The following is a 23,827-nucleotide window of genomic DNA, read 5'->3' as shown; positions in this document are numbered from 1 at the left end:
ATCGTAGTCTTTCTTTTCTTAAAAATTATTGGATTTTTATTTGCTCACTAATCTTACCATATCTTCTTTCTTTGTTTTGATAATCTACAATACATTGAAAGAAAATATCTTTAGAAAAATCTGGCCATAGAACATCTAAAAACTGTAATTCGGCATATGCGATCTGCCAAAGTAGGAAATTGCTTATTCTAATTTCACCACTTGTTCTAATAAGTAGGTCAACAGGAGGAAAGTCTTTTGTATAAAGATAATTTTCGAATAATTTTTCATCTATATTCTCAACATCTACCTTACCGTCTTTCACATCAGAACTTATATTTTTTACGGCATTCAGTATCTCATTTTGAGAGCCATAGCTTATAGCTAACACCAAATTACCTTTTGTATTTTCTTTTGTAAGTTCCACCACACGAAGCAATTGCTCTTTCACTAATGGCGGAAGTTTTTCTAAGTTACCTATTACATGCATTCTCAACCCTTTACTGAAAATCTCATCGGCTTCCAATAAAAGCGTTTCCACCAACAAATTCATCAGCGTATTTACTTCCTCGGTAGGACGATTCCAATTTTCTGATGAGAATGTATAAAGCGTTAAATACGGAATATTAATCTCATTACATGCATTAATAGCATTTCTTACAGCACTAATAGCATTTTTGTGACCAAAGGTTCTTTCTTCGCCACGAGATTTTGCCCATCTTCCATTACCATCCATAATAATGGCTACGTGTTTTGGTAAATTCTCAGAATTTATTTTATCTTTTATCAACGACATATTAATTAATCACAATAACATGGTGGTCTTCCGAAAGAATAAGTCAACCCTAGGCTAAAGGTATTTATCCAATCTCTGGAGTTTCCGTCTCCAATGTTTCTTTTACCAATAATTTCAGCTTCTCTTTCTTTAGACACAACATAATAAGCACCTGTTTCAAGTAAAGAACCTCCTGAAGCAGGACTTAAAATATCTCCATTATAACTAGACTTTACATCTTTAGTAAGAATCTTACTATAATCTAACTGATCTGTAAATGTATATCTAAATGTAGCCTCTGCAAATATTGCCCAACCGTGGTTGAATTTATATTTTAACCCCAACCCGAAAGGAATATTGAATGTTGTTTTTTTCCCTGTAGTATACTCAGTAGTCGTAACAAAATCCAACTCATTAATCGGAGCTTGAGCCACCCCATCTTTATCTCTTCTAAAGTCATGCATCACATTTGCTTTAGGTGCATCATACATCAAAGTTCCGACACCGGCAAATATATAAGGACTCACCATACTTACCTGCTCATTATTTACAGGAAAGAAGTTGTATTCAAATGTTAAACTTGCTTCATAAACATCATTCTTACCGAATGAATTTCTATTCTTTCTATATTCTTCTTTAGCTACTTTATCATTAAACTGAATCTGGTTATAGCCTAAGTCTAATCTTACAGTTTGGTAAGGATTAAAATTAAATCTATATAATAACCCTCCATAAAATGGAACTCCCCAATCCGATGCCCTTCCTAAATCCAATGGTTTTTGTAAAATATAATTCGTTCTTCCTATATCACCCACCAGGTTACTCATACCTAGACGAATTCCCAATTCGTTTCTTTGGGCTTTAACACTTACCACAGTACCTAAGGCGGCAAGGAAGCTAAACAATAATTTTTTATTCATAAAAGAATACGGATTTATGGTTATTTTAAAATTTAATTTTTGCAAATATAAAACATTTTTATATTAATGATAATCTTAATGTTTAGTTAAAAATAAACAAAAAAACATAATTTGTTATAAAGTAAACGACAAACTGGTAAAAATATTCTTTTTTTAATAGAAGCAAAGGGAGTAATATATAAGCAAACCCCCATTTGATGAGGGTTTATCTATATTATTTTTTACTTAATATTGAACGTGCTTTATTTCTAATTCTTATTAACAAAGGTTCTTTATAGTTTTTATCTTCATCAAAATAGCCATATCCGTAGCCATACCCATATCCGTAGCCATATCCATAACCTTGTTTTGTATTATAATCATTATAAACAAGTCCTAAATGTTCAATTTCACCTTTATGATACTTTTCAGTAATCATTTTCAGCATATATTTCTCTGTATATTCGTGACGTACAACATAAATATTAGCATCAGAATATTTCATCAATTCATAAGAATCCGCAACCAATCCTACAGGAGGGGAATCAATAATAATAAAATCGTATTTGTCTTTAAGCTCTTCAAGGAACTTAACGTTTCGCTGACTCATTAATAACTCCGAAGGGTTTGGCGGAATAGGTCCTGAAGTTGCTACATCCAAATTCGGAATATTAGTTTTATTAATGATTTGCTCCAATGATACCTCCCCTGTCAGATAATTAGAGATACCATATTTGTTATCAATTTTAAAATCACCAAAAATTTTAGGCTTTCTTAAATCCATCCCAAGAAGGATTGTTCTCTTATCACTTAGACCAAGAACCGAAGCAAGGTTAATAGAAACATAAGTCTTACCTTCTCCTCCAATTGAAGATGTAACCAATATAGTCTTACTTTTCCCGTTTTCACCTGACAAAAACCTTACATTCGCACGAACCCCTCTGAAGGCTTCTGAAACAGAAGATTTAGGTTGTTCCAGAACTGTAAGCATATTTTCATTGCTATTATTACCAATAACACCAAGTAATGGAATCTTAGTAGCACTAAGAAGTTCTTTAATATTACGAATCTTATTATCTAGCAATTCACCAATTAAAATAAATAATAGTGGTAAGCACAGTAATCCTGCAATAATACTAAGCTTTGTACCTTTTACATTCGGGCCAATTGGAGCCTGACCAAGATTTTTTGCCGGGTCAATAACAGTAATATCGGATTGGCTGGTTGCCATTCTCATTTGGGTTTCGTTTTGTCTACCCAACAAACTATTGTAAGTTGCTTCAATCATATTATATCCTCTCTCTGCATCAAGATATTTTCATTGCTTTTCAGGATAAGAAGCTAAATCTGAGTTTGCATTAGAAACCTCCGTATTAATTCTATTAATTTCAGTATAATATCTTGTATAATAGTTCCTCAAAGCACCAGAAGACACTACTTTAGCTTCATTAATCAATCTATTAATCTCCCTCATCGGTTCTGAATTTGGAGTATAAATAGTAGCCATTTCTCTTCTTTTAAGATACAAAGCCTTTAATTCTGCAACTGTTGCCGTAAAAGCACCATCTTGAAAACCTGCAGCATTTGTGCTGATCATATTATCAAAATTTTGGGTTTCCATATTTCTTCTGATCTCATTTAATGAGCTCAGTTTACTTTCTAAATCTGCTTTTTTGGCTTCAAGATCCTTAATTTTAGTCAAAGACTTTTCATCTCTATCTTTAATATCATAAAGCTTCTCAGTAGTTTTTAAATAATTAAGCTCTGCAGCGCTTGAATCTAATTTTTTTCTTATTGCATCTAAATTCCCTTGTAAATAGTTTGCAGTATTCTTATCCACTGTATTCTTATCAACAAGTCTCTTCTTTTGTAATTCACTTACTGATTTATTTAAGAAATTCACTGTACTGTTGAGATTATATCCTTTTTTGGTAATAATCATAATAGTTCCTATTTCTTTATCAAATTCAATACCTATTGTAGAAACAATATCATTAACCATTTGATTTACAGAACTCAAAGTTACTATTATATTATCAAATTTAATTTTAGGAGAAATCGGATTTTGAATCAATCTAAACCTTAAATTCGGACTATTATACCATTCCCCTACTCTAATTACTTTATTTTCTGGTCTCTTATATGAATTTATAGACTGAAAACCCTCACTTTCAAAATTATATAAATTAGTAGACTGTCCTTCTTCTGGTAGAACAACCTCATAGCTATCTCCACTTTTAGGAATTAAAGTAATGGGATAATTTATTTGCTGAGGATGCTTTTTATCAATTTGTAAAAAAACAGGTGAATCGTCTTTATCTAAATATGTAGATTTAATAGCTCCTTTTGTAGAATAGTTGACAAAAAGATCTAGCTCTTTTACCAAAAATTCATTATGAGATCTTGACAAAAGCATTTTCTTCAAGTATATCCCGTCTTGATTACCATTTTGCCCCCATATAAAGTTTATAGACTGACTTGGAGTAAAATAACTTGCCGTGTTACTAGATACACTTAATGATAAATTGGATGCATAAATATTTTGAGCGTAATATTTACTATAAACCCATGATATTCCATAGCCAATAAGTAACATTAATGCAAACCAATACCAGTTACTTAATATGCGTCTAAGAAAATGTTCAATATCAAATAATGCAAAAGAACCATTCTTTTCTTTTGCTTCGTTCTTTTCTACAGTATTGTCTTTCCCAGGAATCATAATTAAAGGTTTTTAAGAAGTAAATAAATTGATAATGCAGTAGTAATTACTGAGACTCCTGTAGTTAGTGTCTGGATAGGATCTTTTCCAAATCCGTTTAAGCTCTTACCTCTAGTATTAAGCAAAATCTCGTCTCCATTTTGTACATAATAATAAGGAGAATTCATAACATCTTCGCGTGTAAGATCAATTTTAGCAACCTTAATTCCTTCTGGTAATTTTCTATGGATTACAATATTTTTTCGATCAATCGTTCTATTCAACCCACCGTTTATAGCAAGTGCTTCTGTAATAGTAAGAGTATTCTTATGAGCTACTTTTTCCCCTGTAAGACCAGAAGTTTCTACATCTCCTAAAATGTAATAAGTAATTCCATCTGTATTTAGTCTTACCTCAGACTTTCCTTCCTGGAAGTTTTCATTAACTTTTTGCTGAATCTCAGCTGTAATATCTTCTATAGTTCTTCCCTCTGCTTTAACATATCCGATACCAAAAATATTTATTTCGCCTTTAGAATCAACCTTTAAACCATTAAAATAAAAGTTAACATTACCTCCTCTTCCGCCACCAGTACTTCCTACTGAACCACCACTCCCACTACCACTACTAGACACAGCACCATTAGCTCCTGTTCCTGAAGCATTCAAAGAAGAATAAAACTGAGCCGCATCACCTTTAGGAGTAGTGACAATATTAAGATTCAAAATATCATTTTTTGTAATTCTATAAACTGGAATATTATATGGAACAAGTCCCTCTTCATTAATAACAAGGCTTTCATTTGGCTGCATATACCTTACATCTTTTGTAGTAATACAAGAAGTGATTAAAAAAGGTAATACTAAAAATAAATATTTAAGATTTTTCATCATATTTCAACGTTATATTGCAAAAATAAAGATTTAATTGTTTGTCTTTTTATTATTTCTCAAAATATAGATAAAATCAGGCACATATGCACCTAAAAAACCCAGTGCTAATATTATAAGTAATAATAAATTTACATTAATATGCCTAAAACAATAGGCTACAAGCACAATAAAAAGATAATATAATATTATATAAAAACTCGACCTTCTGTGCGTTAAATCAAGTTTAAGTAATTTGTGATGAATGTGATTTTTATCTGCATCAAAAGGTGACTTTTTATTATATAATCTTATGCATATCACATTCAAAGTATCTACAATAGGTAATATCAGTATTGCAACAGCTATAGCCGGAACAGACTGCAAATGATATCTTGGCACTCCGGGAAGAGATTTATCTATAAAAATATCAATAAAGCAAATAGAGGTAAATGCAAGTAGAAAACCTAACAACATAGAGCCTGTATCACCCATAAATATCTTATTCGTTCTATAATTTGATAAATTATAATACAAAAATGCCAGAACAGCACCAATGATTACAACAGAAAGAACAACCAAAGGATAATTATACTCACCTAATCTATAATAACTGACCCCGAAAAGAGCACTACATATAATTGAATATCCCCCTGCAAGACCATCAATTCCATCAATTAAATTGAATGCATTAATTAAGATAATGAAGGTAATTATACTGAAAATAACACTTACAATATACCCCAGTTCATATATTCCTAAAATCCCGAATAAATTTCTTATTCTGATGTCCGAACCTATTACAATAAGGGAAGAAACCACAATTTGGGCAACTAGCTTTTTGTACGCTCTCATTACAACAATATCATCCATCACCCCGATATACAGCAATATAACTAAAGATGCAAATAAGAACTTGTATAAATCAAAAAGTTCGTAGGCAAAAACAGACGCACAGATACCTATAGAATAAAAAACAGCAATCCCTCCCAAATTAGGAATTTTCCTAATATGAGAGCTTCTCACTCCTGGCTCATCCATAAGATTCTTTCTTCTGGAAATTTTAATGATGGTAGGAATAGAAAAAAATGTAATTAAAAAAGAGAACAAAAAACCTAACCCTATTTTTACATAAAAAATAGAAATCCCTATTTCGTTTAAGAACAATTCAAAATTCTTCATTTTTTTTATCAAGTACATGTGTTTTCTTCATCATTAATCTTTATGAAATCTCCATATCGATCATTCCGGCGAAACAATCAGCACTACCATTTGTGTTTAAATTATTTTTCTTATCAATTTTTTCTGCCCTGCGAAAAACAACAGATAAAAAATCTTTTTTTTCAAGGGCAAAGATAACAGATAATTCTTATCAAAACGACAATACTTTAATATATCTTTAGTTTTTATGTTTCTTTTATCTACAAAAAGCCCAAGTTTATTAGACATATCATAAAAGGTTTTTTCATCTTTCACAAATGCTAAATAGGCCAAAAAAGAGTAAACTCCCTCGAAAATCTGAAAATTTTTCAATTCTTTTCGTTTATTAGAGTATCGCGATTTTTCAAAAAAAACTTCTACATCTTCCACCGCTTTCAAAATATCCAAACCTCTTTCTGTATGCGTTTTTGTAATAGAATCGGTACGTTCCAGATACTGATAATGAAAATTTTGAGTCTGGGCTACGACTTCACATTCAAGCAAAAGCTGAGGGATTAATTGGATATCTTCAAAATGAGCTCCTTTCTTGAATCGTTTTTCATTAAAAAGCTCCTTTTTAAACAATTTATTACATGCAAAATAACTCAAATCGGAAAAAACAGAAAAATTCTTTTCCAAAATTATTTTTTCAGGCATGTTGGGGATTTGAGTTAGCTTTTGAGTAACGTTTTCATTTTGGTCAACCTTCTGAATATTACAGATAACCATCTTTGCCTCATGTTTTTCCGCAAGATTTAGCATTTCTTCAAACATTGTAGGGGTCACATAATCGTCACTATCCACAAAACCGATAAAATCTCCTGTTGTTCTATCTATTCCGAAGTTTCGGGCATCACTTAAACCTCCGTTTTCTTTATTGAATGCTTTAATTTTCTCAGGATATTTCTGAGCATACTCCTGAATAATTACCTCCGAATTATCTTTACTTCCATCGTTTACAACCAAAATTTCAATATTTTGATAAGTCTGATTCACCAAAGAATCAAGACATTTTGCCAAATAATTTTCGACATTATAAACCGGAACAATAATGGAAACTTTTGAGGGAACTTTTTTCATACATTAAAATTTCGTCAGTCGTGCATTGAGCCATCCTTTTTTGGCATCATCAAAATCTTTTCTTGAGCAAGGTATACAGTTTTCTATATTTTCATCATCTCCGAAATACCAAAGATTACTGAATGTATCACGCTTAAAAGCGTACTGTCTGTCATCAATCAGTACATAAAACACTTCATAATGTCTTTCTTTAGGATGAGAGTTCTGAATATTTATCCCTTCAATCAAATACCAAATCATTTGTGCCAAAAGCTGGTGATTTTGCTGATTTTCAGAATAAATATTATAATTGAAAATCCCTACGGATTTTAAGTTTTCACTCAGCCCAATTTCTTTCATATAGGCACAAATTTCTCTTCTGTTTAATCCGTTTACTTGTGGATTCATTGAAAACGGTTCACTGAAACTTTCAATGGCATCACAATTTACCGTTACCAAATCTGCTTTTCTGAAGAAAGGTTCTGTTTTTTCTGTAGAATTCATCATTTCTGCCAAGCGAACGATATCAAACTCCACTTCTTTGATGAGTTTCACCGAATCAACTTCATTCAAATGTTTTTGGTATCCTAAATGATGATAGTTTTTAATTGAAAAGTTTTTCGCTCCAAAAATTTTGCTCAAAAAAGTATGTTCATTGATCATTTCACCTTGCTTAAGGGAAATAATATTGCTGATTTGAGTATAATTGATATTCTTTTTATGAAAATTCAAAGCTGAAAACAGGGAAAAAGCGAAGTCATTTGAGCCTCCAATAATCACAGGAATTGCTCTTTTATAATGACATGCCGACAATACTTCCTGCAAAATATAATGAGAATCCTGAACAGATTTTCCGGAAACCAAATCACCCAAATCAACAATCGGGATTTCAAAGTCTAGTTGCGAAAGTTGGTAAAATTCCTTTCTGATATTTGTAAAATCCTGTACTTCGGCATCACCACTTGCTCCTCTGTAATCTGAAACAAATAATAAAACAATACTATCTTCTTTGATTTCCTTTGTAACCTTGCTTCCGATCTGCCAGCTTTCGGTTTTGAAATTTCTTGGTGAAATGATAAAATCTTCAAAATCCATATAATCTCATCTTTAGTCCCCAAAAATAAGATTTTAATTCTTTTTTTCATTCATTCAGGTGAAAAGTATGCTCATAAACTCAAATCAGGGTTTCGTAAACTCAAACTTCCTTTATACAAAATACATCTAATTTCTTCTCTATTACATGATTAATTTTGAGAAAACTCTAGAACCATGAAATCCAAATTATTATTCTTAACAATTGCTTTTATAGGATTCATTATAAAAAAATTAACAGTAACAATGGATGAAAACAACAATCGAAAACTTAAAATTTAAAAACAAGAAACTATGAAAAAAATTAACATTTTATTTTTAATAATCATTTCATTTTGGAGCAATGCCCAAACCTTATTATACTCAAATGATTTTACAGGCAGCCTGAATGCTCCCGGATTCAGCTATGGAAACACACCCTCCTTTACTTTAAACGGAATAGGAATCTATAACGAAAATTTTAGCGCACTCGCACTTAATCCTAATCACGGTTATGTAAAATTAAATTTCAGTGACAATCCTACAATAAAAACAGAAGGAATAGTCTCTTTTTTCTACAAACACAATATTGCAGGTACAGACAACGTAAGCTCCGTATATCCTATGTTATATCTAAGCAACGGATTGTCTAGCTACAGTGAAGGTCTTGCTCTTTCTATAACAGCACCAGATCCTCAAAACAACAATAAAGTTAAGCTCAGATTAACTTCATACTATGCTGCAAACCAAGGTGGTTTTACAGAATCACCAGCAATGGATCTGTATAACATTTGGAATCATTATACAATTGTTTACAAAAATGGTGCTTCAGGTAGTGGCTATATCAAGGTATATATGAATGGAGAATTATTAATCTCAACCAATCAATACGTACCTCTATCTACTACGCAAACTCAGTTTTTCTTTGCTGGTATTTCTGAAGCAAAACCGTATTCATTATCCGGAACTTTCGACAGAATAAAAGTATATTCTTTCGCCAATCTTACGGATGCCCAGATTAAAACCATGTTTGGTGAGAACTTCGCATTTCAGGCTGGAGGCAATGCTTTATTATATCATTTTAATAATAGCGCTTCTTCATCTTATAATTATTATATCAATTTTAATACTACAGGACCTATTTCTTATAAAACGACCAATGGAAGAATTGGTGTAAATACAGACTCAAGTACAAATCCTCAACTATCATTTCCAACTATAATAAATCCATTATTTGGAAACAATTTCACCATAAGCATGGCTTATTTCCCTGGAATCATGACCTATTCCGGAACAGGATATTATACCTTATTAGACATTCCTAGTACAACATCTGGTGTTCCAGCTCTTTTCGTTGGCCTAAGTAAAGGCTATCCTCAATATTTAGTAATCCAAAGAGGTTCAAAAACCAATTCCATCAGTGTAGCACCTCCTCTTTCGGCTTATTCTCACTTTACACTTACCAACGATAATAATACAATAAAGTTTTATCATAACGGAGAACTAGTACACACAGATACTTATCCTCAAGTAAGTACATCTACTACAGAGTCAATTAAACTTCTTCATTCCAGCATTACAAATTATGACCAGTTCAAAGGTCTTTTGGATGATTTTGGTGCAGATTTCAAAACATACAACAATATAGAAGTTTGGAATAACTATTATCAATGGTATTACAAAATCGAAAGAAATAATGCCAATCTCACATTGGGTGTAGCAAATACATCTCCTGTAAAAAATAACCTTCAGGTTTACCCTAACCCAACTAATGGTGTTGTAAACTTCAATGAAGAAGTGGATGTAATCGTAACTGATTTTACAGGAAGAAGAATTGACGCAAAAAACAAAACTAAATCAATCGATTTAACTTCTCAAAACTCCGGAGTTTATCTATTGCAACTAAAAACATCAGCCGGAACCAAGGCCGTAAAAATAATTAAAAAATAATAGCCGATTCTAAAAATACAAACAAAAGCTGTCTCTATGTAAAGCAGCTTTTGTTTTGAATTTTAGTAATTTTGATAAAAACTAAATAATTAACCAACCAAGCTTAAAAAAGCTTTTTTAACTCTTTTTAAAAATAAAGGTTTGAGACTCTTATTATTCCTTTTCTTTTATTCTTTTCTTTACGGGCAAACCACTCCGTATGCTTTTTATTTGAATAAAGTTTCGGGAATGCCTTCTGACATGGTCTTTGATGTATTTCAGGACAACAGAGGTTTTATGTGGTATGCAACAGGAAAAGGAATCTGTAGATTCGATGGCTCACAAATTAAAACTTATATATCCGCAGATTTCCCAATAAAATCGGTTTCTAATATTAATCAGGATTTTAAAGGTAGAATTTGGTTTCAGGATTTCAATGGTACTATTTTTTATATAGAAAATGGAATAACAAAACTCTTCCCACACTATAAAGCCAATGGTTTTCTGAAATTTGGATTTATTAATAATCATCTTTTCATTGCAGGTAAAGAAGGCATAAAAATATTTCGCATATCCGATTTTAAGCTAATAAAGACTATTTCTCTGGACATGAAATCGGTTATTCAGAGTATTGCCTCAAATGATAAGTTTTATCTGATTGGTTCGCAAGTTTATACTATTACTTTATCCGGAACAGTAGAAAAAGTATCTCTTCCTGATAATTTCACCGCGAAAATACCTGCACCAATACCTATATCATCCAAAGAAGGAATCATTCTATTCTCGAAGTTTAATGACAATTATATTGAGATTGGCAAAAAAGGATATAAAGTATCCCAACTCCCTTTCAACACTACCTTTACTCAAAATGCCAATATCATTGGAGACGACTTTTGGATATGCTCAACTAAAGGAATTTACCGTTATAACACAAAAACTAAAGAGTACAATCTTTACTACCCTTCGGTAAACATATCATTCATTATTAAAACAAAATCCGGAAAATTCTGGATTTCGACAATTAATAACGGAATGCTGTATGTTGACAACTGGAGCTCCGATTTTATCAACACCCCTTCAACACCGGCACGCTTAGTAAAAAGCGGAAAAGACATTTACTTTACAAGTAATCGTGAAGAAATCTATCGCCTTGATAAAAACCAGCAACCCATACAAATATATAAAGGAAATTCTGATCATTTAATCACGCCTCTTCTTGTTGACAGCTTAAATAAAAAACTATTATTTACTTCGTCTAAATTTATTATAAAATCTGAAAAATCTCAATTGGAAAGCATATTTGCTGTAAAACATATTGTTCAGTTAGACGCAAAATATTATGTTGTAAGCGCAAGTACATGGAATGGTATCATCTATACAGATCCTAACAAAAAAAGTGAGTGGGATTCTGTTTTCGAACCGCTAAAACACTCAGAAAACGGAGGAATTCACTTCATAACAATCATAGAAAATGAAAACGGAAAAGACTGTTCTGCAAATCGTAAGGAAAAAAGTTTGTACTTTATCACGAATTATGGTTTAAAGAAATTTCAGAACAGTGTTGTAAAAGAAATCACTTCAAAAGAGGTCAAAAATTTCACACAGTTATCCAATATTAATAATCAACTATTTCTCCTTTCCGAGGATGAAAAAATATATACGCTTAATGATGAAACCATAAAATTAGTCGAGTTTCCATACTATTTCTCAAACTCTAAAATTCAAAGAATAAAGACCAACGGTAATACAATATTCATTTATAAAGATCAGGCTATTTATAACTATTCCCCTTCTCTAAAAACAGTTCATAAGGCCATAAACATCCCAAAAGAACTGGAAGTAAATGACATTACAGCCATGGGAAGCTATGTATATTATGCTACAAATAAGGGAATCATTAAAACTCCTAAGCTCCAAAATTCTTTACTCAGCCTCGTAGAATTACATATTGATAACATCTTAGTAAACGGAGAAAATAGCGTAAATACAGATCTGACTGATCTAAAATTTAATCAAAATAATATTGAAATTAACTTCAGTATTATTTCAGAATCTCCCAACAACTTTTACACGATTTCTGCCAGAATAGACAAAAACCCTTGGGAACAAATTTCTAATACCAGTCGTACCCTCAGATTTTCTTCGCTTTCATTTGGTGAACACATAATTCAATTAAAAATTGAAAACGGAACACAAAAAATTATAAAAGAATTTAAACTATATATTGATCCTCCTATTTGGCTAAAATGGTGGTTTATTACGCTTGTTGTTCTAGTAGCATTTGCTTTAGGATATTTTTATTTCAGAAAAATTTTAAAGCAAAATGATGAGAAAAATCAAAAAAAACTAGAACAGGCAAATCTTGAAAAACTTCTCAATCAGTCTAAATTGAAGTCATTGAAATCTCAAATGAATCCTCATTTCTTTTTCAATGCACTTAATACTTTGCAGTCTTATATTTTGTCTAATGACAAAAAGGAAGCCGTTTCTTATCTTTCAAAATTCTCTAAACTTACACGCTCCATCTTAGAGATGAGCGATAAAGACGATGTATCGGTAGGTGAAGAAATTCAAACTTTAACCAATTATCTTGAGCTTGAAAAAGCAAGATTCAATGGAGATTTTCATTATTCAATAGAAGTAGATGAAAAACTAAATCCTATGGACATCTTTATCCCGTCTTTACTTCTTCAGCCTTTTGTAGAAAATGCTATAAAGCACGGATTATTACATAAAAAAACAGATAAAAACCTCATCATAAAATTTGATGATGAAAATGAATATCTTAAAATAAGTATTGACGATGACGGTATTGGAAGAAAAAAAAGTGCAGAACTCAATTCTATCAAAAATAAAGACCACAAATCATTTGCAACTCAGTCTTTAGCAGAAAGAATTGATATTCTAAATAAAAATCTTAATCCCAAAATACGTCTGGAATACACCGATAAAGAACCAGATCTTGGAACTACAGTAACATTATATCTACCAAAAGAAAGTTGAAAAAAATGATAAAAGCAATAATTATAGATGATGAAGAACGCGCAAGAGTAAATCTAAAACTTTTGATTGAAGAATTCTGCCCTGAAGTTAGGTTGGTTGCAGAATGTAAAAATCTTTCGGAAGGAGTGAAATCTATACGCAAAGAAAATCCGGAACTTGTTTTTCTCGACATAGAAATGCCCGGACATAGTGGGCTCGAGTTATTGGATTTCTTCAATGATAATGAGATAAATTTTTCTATCATTTTTACCACAGCTTATAACAACTATGCAATTCAGGCTTTTAAACTTGCTGCTGTAGATTATTTATTAAAACCCATCAATCCACAGGAGTTAATAGATGCCATAGCTCTTTTTGAAAAGAAAAAAAACCAGCTAGAGAATCTAATTACCCTAAAAAATAATCTTGAGCATAAAGACCAAACTAAAATCGCTGTTCCTGTTTCCGGAAAAATAGTTTTTTTAGATATTAATGAAATTCTTTACCTAAAAGGAGAAGGTTCTTATACCAATATCTTTAAAACGGATAAGACTAATTTTTTAGTTTCTCGAAATTTAAAATCTTTCGAAGAACTTTTGGAAAACAGTAAAAACATGATGCGCATTCATAAGTCTTATATCGCCAATTTCCAGCATATTGTTGCGGTGAGCAAGGCCGATGGAGGGTTTGTAGAGTTTTCAGATGAAAGTCAGATTCCCGTTTCACAAGAAAAATTAACCGAAATACTTGAATTAGTTAAATATTTAAAGAGATAAAGGAAAAATTGATTGCTTTTTTAAACTTATTTATAAAACAAAAACACTGTTTCACAAACTCATTTTACCATTTCACAAACTCGCAAAACCTTCACCAAGAAATAGCAGTAGCTTTGAATATTCAATAAATTTAAAGCCATGAAAAAAATCTATCTGCTATCCTCCTTAGCTTTCATAAACTTTGGTTGGGCTCAACAATTCACACCTGTTTTTGAAAAAAATTTCAATACCATTACGTCTGATTCCTACTTTACTGTTGGTACTTCGGGAGTAACTCAAAGTACAGACTATTATTATAATGATCTTTCTGCAGCAAAATTTACGGGTGATTCCAAAGGTGTTCAATTGGATTTTTCTTCACAGCCCACTTTAGAAACTGAAGGCACTGTTGAGTTCTTCTATTTGCATTCCAGTTTATGGACTGAGGCTTATACCAATATATATCCCATATTTTACATGCCACATGGAGGAACATCATCTTCAACAAGTCGTTTTTCTGCCCTTTTTGCAGCAAACAGTTCAAATGTTTATACAGTAGCCTCTTCTTCACAACAACCAAGTGGACCATCTAGCCAAATGAGTACAATAGTTAATGACAAACCTTTGGTAAAAGATAAATGGCATCATTATATCATAAGCTATAAATTTGGAACTGGAGGTTACGTGAGAGCTTACAGAAATGGAATCTTATTAGCACAAAATGCGCTAAGCTACATAAATACTTCGACTCCAAAAAAAATGTATTTTTTATCCCATATCAATAATGTAAATTCTACACTAACTACTTCAACAGCAGGGCAAATTGACGATATTAAAGTCTACACACAATCTTTTACTCCTGCTCAAGTTATCGATCGTTTCAAGGAAGTTTCAAAAATTATAAAAGGAACAGCTACAGCTAAATATAAATTGAATAACGATCTTACAGATTTTTTTGGTGGACCAGCTCTTGCCGTTGTTGGAAGTACTGCAGCAACTTATGGTCAAAATCTTAATGCAACGAATAATACCGTTTTGAATGTAAATCCTAATACCAACTCACTATCATATCCGCTTTCGCCATTTTATACACAGGTTTCACAATCACTTAACGCGCATTTAGGCACAGAATATACCATTTCTTTTGCCTATAAAAGCTATACAAACAAAAATGACAATAACAGTAGTGATGTAGTTCCGATTGTTTATATTCCAACTCTTGACAGTACAAAACCTATTATTATTGGGGTCCGTAAAAATTCAAATTCAACCCCACTTCCAATTTGCGTTAAGATGGGTACGAACCGATGGGATTCTGATGTAACGATTAACCCGGGAGATTGGGGACATGCAACAGTTGTTGTCAATAACAACTCCTTAAGCCTATATTTTAATGGAGAACGAATTTTAAATAACATCAATATTACCACAAATTCTAAACAGCCATCATTCACAGAACCAATTTTAATTGGAAAATCTGAAACACCAAACGATTGGTTCAGAGGCTATATTGATGATCTAGTAATTGATAACAAAGCGTATACTCCTGCAGATGCACGTGCCTTATATGCACATTGGATCATTCAAGATGAAAGTTTTGTAACGAATTCTGCTCTTTCAACAGCTGATATAAAAAACGCAGAGAAAGGTATCAAGATTGCGCCCAACCCAACATCCGATTTTATTTCAATTGTAAATATTATAGAAGTGTTGAATGTAAAAATCTATACTTCGACGGGACAATTGGTTAGCGTTACGAAGAATGTTAAAAATATCGATGTAAGAAGTCTTCCAAACGGAAATTATTTTATACAAGTTGAAGATACAAACGGACGTACTATGGTAAAACAGTTTATTAAAAAATAAAAACACATTCTTTATAAATAATAGCTAAAAAAATTCCTCCTGAATATAGGAGGAATTTTATTTCTTATCTAAACATTAGATTCTGCCTTCTTTTTTGAGCTTCCAATAGCGAAGCAATCCTGAAACTGACATCCAACTAGGATTTGCGTACTCATAAATTTGAATTTCCTCTTCAGACAATCCTTTCTTTTGAAATTGACTCTTGGTATATGCCATAAACTTTGGTGTAATTTCTTCAGCCGAAATTCCTTCATCGAAATAAGGTTTAATCCAATTCGCCCAATCATCCAATATTATTCTAAGTTCCTGAGTAAGTTCCAATACGTTTTCCTGTCTTCCAAAATGGGTTAAATAAAAAACCTTTGCATTTTCTGCATCAAGTTTATCCAAAGATGATTTCCATAGTTCAAGATTGATATCAGGAGGCGGACAAGGTGGAACAATAGGATGATTCCCAATTTTAACACCTCCTACATCACCTGTAAAAATTATATCTCCCAATCTATAAGAATTGTGATGAACAGCGTGTCCCGGAGTATAAATAACCTTAAACTGATGCTCACCAATAGTAATAATATCATTATCATCAACCTGAATAAGCAAATTCTCAGGAATTGGCTGCATCTTCCCCCAAAGACGATCCATATCATCTCCGTAAATCATTTTCGCAGAATTCCATAATTTCTCAGGATCAAGCATATGAGAATATCCTTTAGGATGTACATATATTTTAGCTCCAAACTCAGCAAACTTCCAGGCTGCACCTGCATGATCAAAATGAATATGGGTCAATAATACATGCTTTACATCTTCAACATTAAATCCTTCGTTTTCAATAGCAGACTGCAAGTGTTTATAAGTAGATTCCGGACCTGATTCTATTAAAATCAAACCCTCTTCACTAGGAATTAAAAAAGACCCGATAGCTTTTTTAGTATCTAAAAACTGTAAGTCTAAAACTTTGATTTTTGACATTTTTTATCTTATGACTTTTAAATATCCAATTTACCCATAAAAAAACCATCAACAAAATTTTGATGATGGCTTTTTTTTATTTTTTAGCAGATTCTTTATTTTTTGCTATTTTTTAATAAATCTGTGTTTGCTTGTATTATGTTTTGATTCTAAAGCAATTATATAATTTCCTGTTGGCAGATTTCTTACATCTAATCTATATGATTTTGAATGAACCTCTTGAGAAATAACTAGCCTACCATCTGCTGCAAATACTTTTAATTTTTCAATATTCACATCGCTGTCTAACTGTACAAAATCAACCGTAGGATTAGGATAAATTTTAGATGATGATTTTACTAAATCTTTAACTCCTAAAGACGGAATTAAGGCTTTTGTCATAAACTGAAGATTTCCAGATAATATTTGAGTTTTTACACCTGTTGTGGTATTTAGTTTGTAAAGACCTGCATCATTTGTGAACAATACATTACCATCTCCCAACTCAATAACTCCTCTCATCCCTGATGATGGCCAACTATTCAAAACAGCTCCATTTGTAGTAGAAATTACATAAACCCCTGCTACATTGCCTGTTCCCGCATGATTTTGAAATACTGCTGCCAAGAGATTACCAGAATTCATGAGATTGATCTGCTGCAAGTTTTGAAAAATATTTGAAGCAACGAGGTTTCCAAGGGAACCACCAGTATAATTAAGTTTTTGAATTCCCTGATTAGTCAATCCTGAAACATAAACAATACCATTCTTATCATCAACAATGTCAAAAATGGAAGTATTTGGAGCCACATAAAACCCTAAAAATGCACCTGTCATACTGAACCTCATGATACTGTCTGCAGTAGCGCCGTTAGCACTTCCGTCATTTGCTACCCAAACTTCGTTATTTACCACATTTATTCCTCTTATATTATCAAGCCCTGTAGAAATTGTAGAAACATAATTCCCCGCTAAATCATAAATGAAAATTTTATCTCCTGTTTGATCGGTAATCCAAATTTTATCTCCTACTTGAGCAATTCCCTTTATAGTACCTGGTGATTGTGAAGCAAGATCTATAAAACTAGAATTAATAACTGTACCATCTGTTGCATTTAGCTGAAGAATTTTCTTGTTACCAGTAGCCGAAGAAATAACTAGAATACTATTTTGTGAAAAAAAACAGGTAGTACTACCAATAAACAGCAATAATAAAGTTAAAAAAATAGATTTTGTTTTCATAGGTTATATTTAAAATTTTCATCAAAAATATGCAAATAATTAAAAAACACAATCCATTTTTTAATAAAAAACCAAAATAATTCATTTTTCAAAACCAATACCACTTTACATTTTCTTTAAACTTAGCTCAATAAATGAAAACGAGAAGAGACAAAAAAAGCACAGATACTACTCTGTGCTTTGTGTTCTTATTAGAATTATATTTATTTTTTAGCTGCCGGTTTTTTAGCAACTGTTTTCTTAACTGTAGTTGTTTTTTTAGCGGTTGATTTCTTCGCTGCAGGTTTTTTCTTTTCTGCAAAAGCTTTAGGATCCTGGTCAGTAATCCATTTTTTCACCTCATCAAGTGATACTTCTTTTAGTTCTTCAGCATCATATTTAGTATCATCTTTTTTCTTCGGAATTTTAAACATCGCTTTTCCGAACTTGATAAAAGGTCCCCATCTTCCGTTTTCGATGGAAATCTTTTCTTTTTCCCATTGCTGAATGTATCTGTTTGCTTCTTTTTCTAATTTAGCATCAATCAGTTCATTGATATCGCTTTGAGAGAGATTGTCAAAATCATATCTCTTAGGAACATTCACAAAAATACTTTGGTATTTTATAAATGGTCCAAATCTTCCGGTTCCTTTTGTTACAGGTTCTCCTTTATAAGTAGCAATTGGCGCATCAGCTTTTTTCTTTTCATTAATAATTTCTTCGGCACGAGCTTGATCTACAGAAAGAGGATCCTCACCTTTAGGTATACTAATGAAAGTTTCGCCCCATTTTACATAAGGTCCGAATCTTCCCACACCAACTGAAACAGCTTGACCATCAAACTCCTTCAAATCAAAAGGAAGTCTAAATAATTCTAAGGCCTCTTCCAGAGTAATCGTTGCGATATTTTGCCCTGTCATTAGAGATGCAAAAATTGGTTTTTCTTCATCATCTGCCTCTCCTATCTGTACCATTGCTCCGAATCTTCCGATTCTTGCATGAACATTTTTACCTGTTTGGGGATCAACTCCCAAAAGCCTTTCTCCTGTTGCTCTATCTGCATTTTCTTCTACTTCTTCAATCCTTGGATGAAATTTGGAATAAAAACTGGTCATCATTTCTTTCCATTTTTGATCACCGTTTGCAATTTCGTCGAAACTTTCTTCTACTCTCGCCGTAAAACCATAATCTAAAATTTCCTTGAAATTATCTGTCAGGAAATCATTTACAACTTCACCTATATCTGTCGGCACAAATTTATTCTTGTCTCCTCCAAATTTTTCGTCTAGAACCTCTTTTTTAATTTTATCTTTGGCTAAAGATATCTTTATTACCTCTCTGATTTGTGGCTCAATTTCTCGTTTATCAACATACTCACGGTTCTGAATTGTCTGAATTGTTGGCGCATAAGTAGAAGGACGACCAATACCCAATTCTTCAAGTTTTCTTACCAATCCTGCTTCCGTGTATCTTGCACTTGGTCTTGTGAATTTTTCGGTTGCTATGATTTTTTTATAATCTAAAGCCTCACCAACACTCACTTTGGGAAGTAATTTTTCATTGTTCTCTTCATCATCATCTTCCGTTTTTACGATTCCGTAAGCTTTTAAGAATCCGTCAAAAACAATTACTTCACCTTGAGCTTCAAAATTCTGAGGTAGTTTTGAGTTTCCTATTTCAATTACTGTCTTTTCAATTTTAGCATTTGCCATCTGAGAAGCCAAAGTTCTTCTATATATTAATTGATATAGTTTATTTAATTGAGCATCACCAATACTTTTAACAGCAAAATCTGTCGGACGAATAGCTTCGTGGGCTTCCTGTGCTGATGCAGATTTAGTAGTATAATTTCTTGGCGAAGAATATTCTGCTCCGTATTCTGATATAATTTGTTTTTTTGCACCTTCAATTGCTTCCTGAGAAAGGTTTACCGAGTCTGTTCTCATATATGTAATATACCCCTCTTCATATAGTCTTTGCGCAAGACGCATCGTATTCGTAACATTATATCCTAATCTTGAAGATGCTTCCTGCTGTAATGTAGATGTTGTAAAAGGTGCAGATGCAGAGCGTGTTCCCGGTTTTGTTTCAACGTTTAGAACTTTGAATTCTGTAGTTTTTGATAATTCTAAGAATTGCTCAGCTTCTTCTTCTTTCTGGAAGTCTTTTTTAAGTTTAGCAGAAATTTCCTGTTCGGTTTTATTTAAGAAAACTCCTTCTACTTTAAAACTTGCCTTCGGAACAAACTCTCTGATTTCCTTTTCTCTTTCTACAATTAATCTTACTGCAACAGATTGCACTCTTCCTGCAGACAATCCTGGTTTTACTTTTTTCCAAAGCACTGGAGACATTTCAAAACCTACGATTCTATCCAAAACTCTTCTTGCCTGTTGTGCATTTACTAAATTCTGGTCAATATCTCTAGGATTTTCGATTGATTTTAGAATGGCATTTTTAGTAATCTCATGGAAAACGATTCTTTTTCTGTTTTCCGGTTTCAACTTCAGTTCTTCTGCCAAGTGCCATGCAATGGCTTCTCCTTCACGGTCTTCATCGGAAGCCAGCCAAACCATATCGGCTTTCTTAACAGCAGCTTTTAATTCTGTTACTAATTTCTTTTTGTCAGCTGAAACTTCGTAATCAGGGCTGAACGTGGCAAGATCAATCCCCATTCCTTTTTTAGGTAAATCTCTGATATGACCAAAGCTGGATTTTACTTCAAAATCCTTCCCTAAATATTTCTGAATAGTTTTTGCTTTTGCCGGTGATTCGACGATTACTAAATTTTTCGACATTCTAAAAATTTTTGCAAAAGTAAAACATTTTTATTATATAGATTTTGTATTATAGGTTTTATTTAAAATATGTGCCATTTCATTAAAGAGAAAAAAAGAGAATGTAAACAGCATAAGTTACTAAAATAAAACAAATTACCATTAAAATATTATATCTAACACGGCTGCGATAGAAATTTCCTTCAACCAAAATAGATAAACACCTTTAAATATTCAACCATATAAACGAATCAACAGAAATTATTTTAAAGCTGAAGTAAAAAAGACAGTATTGCTACTGTCTTTTTCTATTAAAATTAATAAGTCAATAACTTATTTAGTTTCAATCTTTTTCAAAAAGCTAGAGATTGCTAAAGCTATTAAAATCATTAACAATATCAAAAATGGACAATACCATATAAAAAAATCTATATGTACATGAATGTGAGCATGTTCTTTGAATAAAATAAGCCAACTAAGGGGTGCAATAATTGAAAACCAAGTTGTAATAACCAATTTTCTATCAATATTTTTTACATATAAAAAAACTGAGCTAATAATCCCTAAGACAATAATAACAAAAAAAGGTAATTTGATAAAATCTTCATTTATAAATGAACCTCCAATATACCTGAAAAGTATATCCAAATGATATTGCTTTAAAGTGTTTAAATACGCATAATCTCCACTATATGAATATTCTCCATTAGCTCTTCTAGAATAGGCATCAATAAGATGATAAATTCCATCTTTAAAACTCCCCATTAAAAGTTTAAATTGATATAACTGAAATAAAATTGAAAGCACAAGAGGAAAAGCAACTATTAAGAAATGTCTTCCTATAAATTTAATATAAAATGCGAGTTTATTTTCAAATAAATAATAAATATAAGGTATAGCTGAAGAGATTAAGAATACTGTAATAAATTCAAAACCTGTAAACCAAAATTTAACAAAAAATAGAAATGAAAATACAAAAACGTATTTTTTTGCATTAAAGTTTTCTTTATTTCTTTCAAAAAAGAAGAGGGAGTATACAAAAGGTAAGAAGTAAACCCAGCTACACCACCATGTACTCTTACCATAAAGAAATATCCAATAATTTGAAAGTAAAAGTAAAAAACTTATAACGCATGTCCTCATCCCAAACTTTATCTTTACCCAAAATAAAAACAAAGTCAATAGCACACTTAGAAGTATAGAATTAGCAACTCTGAAAATTGTAATATTAGTTTTATTATCTAGCCCAAATGTTTTATCAAAAATGCTATAAAGTATAGCCTGCCCTCCAATTTGAGATTTATATGCCCAATATGCATATTTTTTTGGTCGTTCGTTGTTGATATATTTAGCATAGGACTTCTTCCCCGCAACACTTCTATTTGAAAAATCTTCGTCGACATAAAAAACCCCAGTAAAGCCTCCATCGGCAAAAATTCCTTCTTGCCGTGAATTTAAAAGCTTTCCAATTATCAACGTCTCAGAAACTTCGACCAAACTATACTCAAACCTTTCTTTGGGAATAAGATGAAATGAATTAAACTGAATATTACAAAAAAAAAGAATAGCAAAAACAAAGAAAATCAGCTTATGTTTCATATTATTTTGTACTATTATATCGTACTCTAAAATTCTTTTTATCAATTATACTAATGTTATCCAAAATAAGTCCGGTCATAAAAGAAAGTAATGACACAATAATCAACATTATAGAAAATATAAGAGTTGGCACTTTATATACATATTTGTAATCAAAATATTCTTTGATGGGTACAATCATAAATAACATCCCCAATATAAACAAAATCCCAGCGACTGCACCAAAAAACAACAATGGTTTATAAAGCCTTACCAGATTAAAGAAAAGTTTGATAACCTTGAATCCATCCGTAAAAGTATTCAGTTTCGATTCACTTCCTTCCGGTCTGTCTCTATAATTTATAGAATATTCTTCTATTGCCAACCCATTGTGAAGAGAATAAATTGAAAGATCAGTCTCCAATTCAAAACCTTTAATTGTGCTGGCATAATTTTTTACAAATTTTCTAGAGAAAATTCTATATCCAGACAAGATATCTTTTAATTCTGACCCGAAGAATATATTTATCAGATTTCTAACTAGGTTATTCCCAAAATTATGGAAAGCCCTTTTATTTTCTTTTTTATAACTATTATTTGAAAGCCTGTCTCCTACCAACATATCACAGTTATTATCAATAAACTGATTTATCATTTCCTGCACACAATCTACAGGATAGGTATCATCACCATCGATCATTATATATATATCGGCCTCAATTTCACGAAACATTTTAAAAACAACATTTGCCTTGCCCTGTCTCTTCTCATGACGAACAATTGCGCCTGCTTTTTTTGCAATTGCTACCGTTTCGTCCTTTGAATTATTATCATAGACATAAATATCTGCATTGGGGAGGAAGGTCTTGAAGTCGCTTACAACTTTTCCAATGGTTAAAGCTTCATTATAACAGGGAACGAGTACGGCTATTTTAGGAGACTCCATTAGAAGAATAATGTTTTTTGTTGAGAAACTTTCACGGATGCATATTTCATCCCATTAAAAATATTTTTTTCAGTCATCATTTTATTTAATAAATTTTTGGTAAAAATACTAAAAAACTACTATAAATAAAACCGCATCAATGCCGACGGTTAACATTTTCCCACTACAACCTATCCAAAACAACCTTTTCCGATTAGGGTCTACACATTTAGAAGAGAGTCTTGTTTGGGGAAACTATCAAAAATACAACACACACAAAGAATTAAAAC

At 31.9% G+C, this 23,827-nt stretch carries 15 protein-coding genes and 1 pseudogene; 4 read left to right on the top strand and 12 right to left on the bottom strand.

The annotated features are described in order from the left end of the window. Nucleotides 1-25: 25 nt before the first annotated feature. From OH806_RS07050 to OH806_RS07020, 7 genes and pseudogenes are all read right to left on the bottom strand, one after another. A complete protein-coding gene (locus OH806_RS07050; RefSeq protein WP_264742963.1) occupies nucleotides 26-775 on the bottom strand; it encodes an isoprenyl transferase in 750 nt (249 codons plus the stop codon). A 5-nt stretch (nucleotides 776-780) separates the two neighbouring features. Beyond that, nucleotides 781-1,674: a type IX secretion system protein PorG gene (gene porG, locus OH806_RS07045; RefSeq protein WP_264742962.1), complete on the bottom strand. Its 894-nt coding sequence runs from the start codon at nucleotides 1,672-1,674 to the stop codon at nucleotides 781-783. A gap of 214 nt (nucleotides 1,675-1,888) precedes the next feature. Next, nucleotides 1,889-4,375, bottom strand: a pseudogene (locus OH806_RS07040) (exopolysaccharide transport family protein). A gap of 2 nt (nucleotides 4,376-4,377) precedes the next feature. After that, a complete protein-coding gene (locus OH806_RS07035; RefSeq protein WP_406567598.1) occupies nucleotides 4,378-5,244 on the bottom strand; it encodes a polysaccharide biosynthesis/export family protein in 867 nt (288 codons plus the stop codon). Nucleotides 5,245-5,277: 33 nt separating this feature from the next. Continuing rightward, nucleotides 5,278-6,405, bottom strand: a complete 1,128-nt coding sequence (locus tag OH806_RS07030) for a glycosyltransferase family 4 protein (RefSeq protein ID WP_264742960.1) — start codon at nucleotides 6,403-6,405, stop codon at nucleotides 5,278-5,280. Nucleotides 6,406-6,501: 96 nt separating this feature from the next. Next, the gene (locus OH806_RS07025; protein ID WP_264742959.1) at nucleotides 6,502-7,503 is read right to left on the bottom strand and encodes a glycosyltransferase family 2 protein; all 1,002 of its coding nucleotides are present in this window, start codon (nucleotides 7,501-7,503) and stop codon (nucleotides 6,502-6,504) included. Between the two features lie 3 nt (nucleotides 7,504-7,506). Then, the gene (locus tag OH806_RS07020) at nucleotides 7,507-8,577 is read right to left on the bottom strand and encodes a formimidoylglutamase (protein ID WP_264742958.1); all 1,071 of its coding nucleotides are present in this window, start codon (nucleotides 8,575-8,577) and stop codon (nucleotides 7,507-7,509) included. A gap of 291 nt (nucleotides 8,578-8,868) precedes the next feature. Here OH806_RS07020 and OH806_RS07015 point away from each other — a divergent pair, with 291 nt between their 5' ends. From OH806_RS07015 to OH806_RS07000, 4 genes are all read left to right on the top strand, one after another. Beyond that, complete coding sequence (locus OH806_RS07015; protein ID WP_264742957.1) at nucleotides 8,869-10,503, top strand: LamG-like jellyroll fold domain-containing protein; 1,635 nt, start codon at nucleotides 8,869-8,871, stop codon at nucleotides 10,501-10,503. A gap of 141 nt (nucleotides 10,504-10,644) precedes the next feature. Then, nucleotides 10,645-13,485, top strand: a complete 2,841-nt coding sequence (locus OH806_RS07010; protein ID WP_264742956.1) for a sensor histidine kinase — start codon at nucleotides 10,645-10,647, stop codon at nucleotides 13,483-13,485. A gap of 5 nt (nucleotides 13,486-13,490) precedes the next feature. After that, on the top strand, nucleotides 13,491-14,240 hold the full coding sequence (locus tag OH806_RS07005) for a LytR/AlgR family response regulator transcription factor (RefSeq protein ID WP_264742955.1): 750 nt from the start codon (nucleotides 13,491-13,493) through the stop codon (nucleotides 14,238-14,240). 138 nt (nucleotides 14,241-14,378) lie between these two features. Then, the gene (locus OH806_RS07000; protein ID WP_264742954.1) at nucleotides 14,379-16,085 is read left to right on the top strand and encodes a LamG-like jellyroll fold domain-containing protein; all 1,707 of its coding nucleotides are present in this window, start codon (nucleotides 14,379-14,381) and stop codon (nucleotides 16,083-16,085) included. A 75-nt stretch (nucleotides 16,086-16,160) separates the two neighbouring features. Here the strand turns inward: OH806_RS07000 and OH806_RS06995 are convergent, their stop codons facing one another. The 5 genes from OH806_RS06995 to OH806_RS06975 all read right to left on the bottom strand — a co-directional run bounded on the left by OH806_RS06995 (nucleotide 16,161) and on the right by OH806_RS06975 (nucleotide 23,558). Then, the gene (locus tag OH806_RS06995) at nucleotides 16,161-17,060 is read right to left on the bottom strand and encodes an MBL fold metallo-hydrolase (protein WP_264742953.1); all 900 of its coding nucleotides are present in this window, start codon (nucleotides 17,058-17,060) and stop codon (nucleotides 16,161-16,163) included. A 105-nt stretch (nucleotides 17,061-17,165) separates the two neighbouring features. Then, nucleotides 17,166-18,281, bottom strand: a complete 1,116-nt coding sequence (locus tag OH806_RS06990) for a T9SS type A sorting domain-containing protein (RefSeq protein ID WP_264742952.1) — start codon at nucleotides 18,279-18,281, stop codon at nucleotides 17,166-17,168. Between the two features lie 203 nt (nucleotides 18,282-18,484). Beyond that, nucleotides 18,485-21,055 carry a type I DNA topoisomerase gene (gene topA / locus OH806_RS06985; RefSeq protein WP_264742951.1) on the bottom strand — a complete coding sequence of 857 codons (2,571 nt, stop codon included), beginning with the start codon at nucleotides 21,053-21,055 and terminating at the stop codon, nucleotides 18,485-18,487. Between the two features lie 312 nt (nucleotides 21,056-21,367). Continuing rightward, nucleotides 21,368-22,633, bottom strand: a complete 1,266-nt coding sequence (locus OH806_RS06980; RefSeq protein ID WP_264742950.1) for a hypothetical protein — start codon at nucleotides 22,631-22,633, stop codon at nucleotides 21,368-21,370. A 1-nt stretch (nucleotide 22,634) separates the two neighbouring features. Next, nucleotides 22,635-23,558: a glycosyltransferase family 2 protein gene (locus OH806_RS06975; protein WP_264742949.1), complete on the bottom strand. Its 924-nt coding sequence runs from the start codon at nucleotides 23,556-23,558 to the stop codon at nucleotides 22,635-22,637. Between the last annotated feature and the right edge of the window lie 269 nt (nucleotides 23,559-23,827).

The sequence above is a fragment of the Chryseobacterium oryctis genome (assembly GCF_025971925.1).
Classification (GTDB): Bacteria; Bacteroidota; Bacteroidia; order Flavobacteriales; family Weeksellaceae; genus Chryseobacterium; species Chryseobacterium oryctis.
This window is presented reverse-complemented; position numbering and strand designations above follow the sequence as displayed.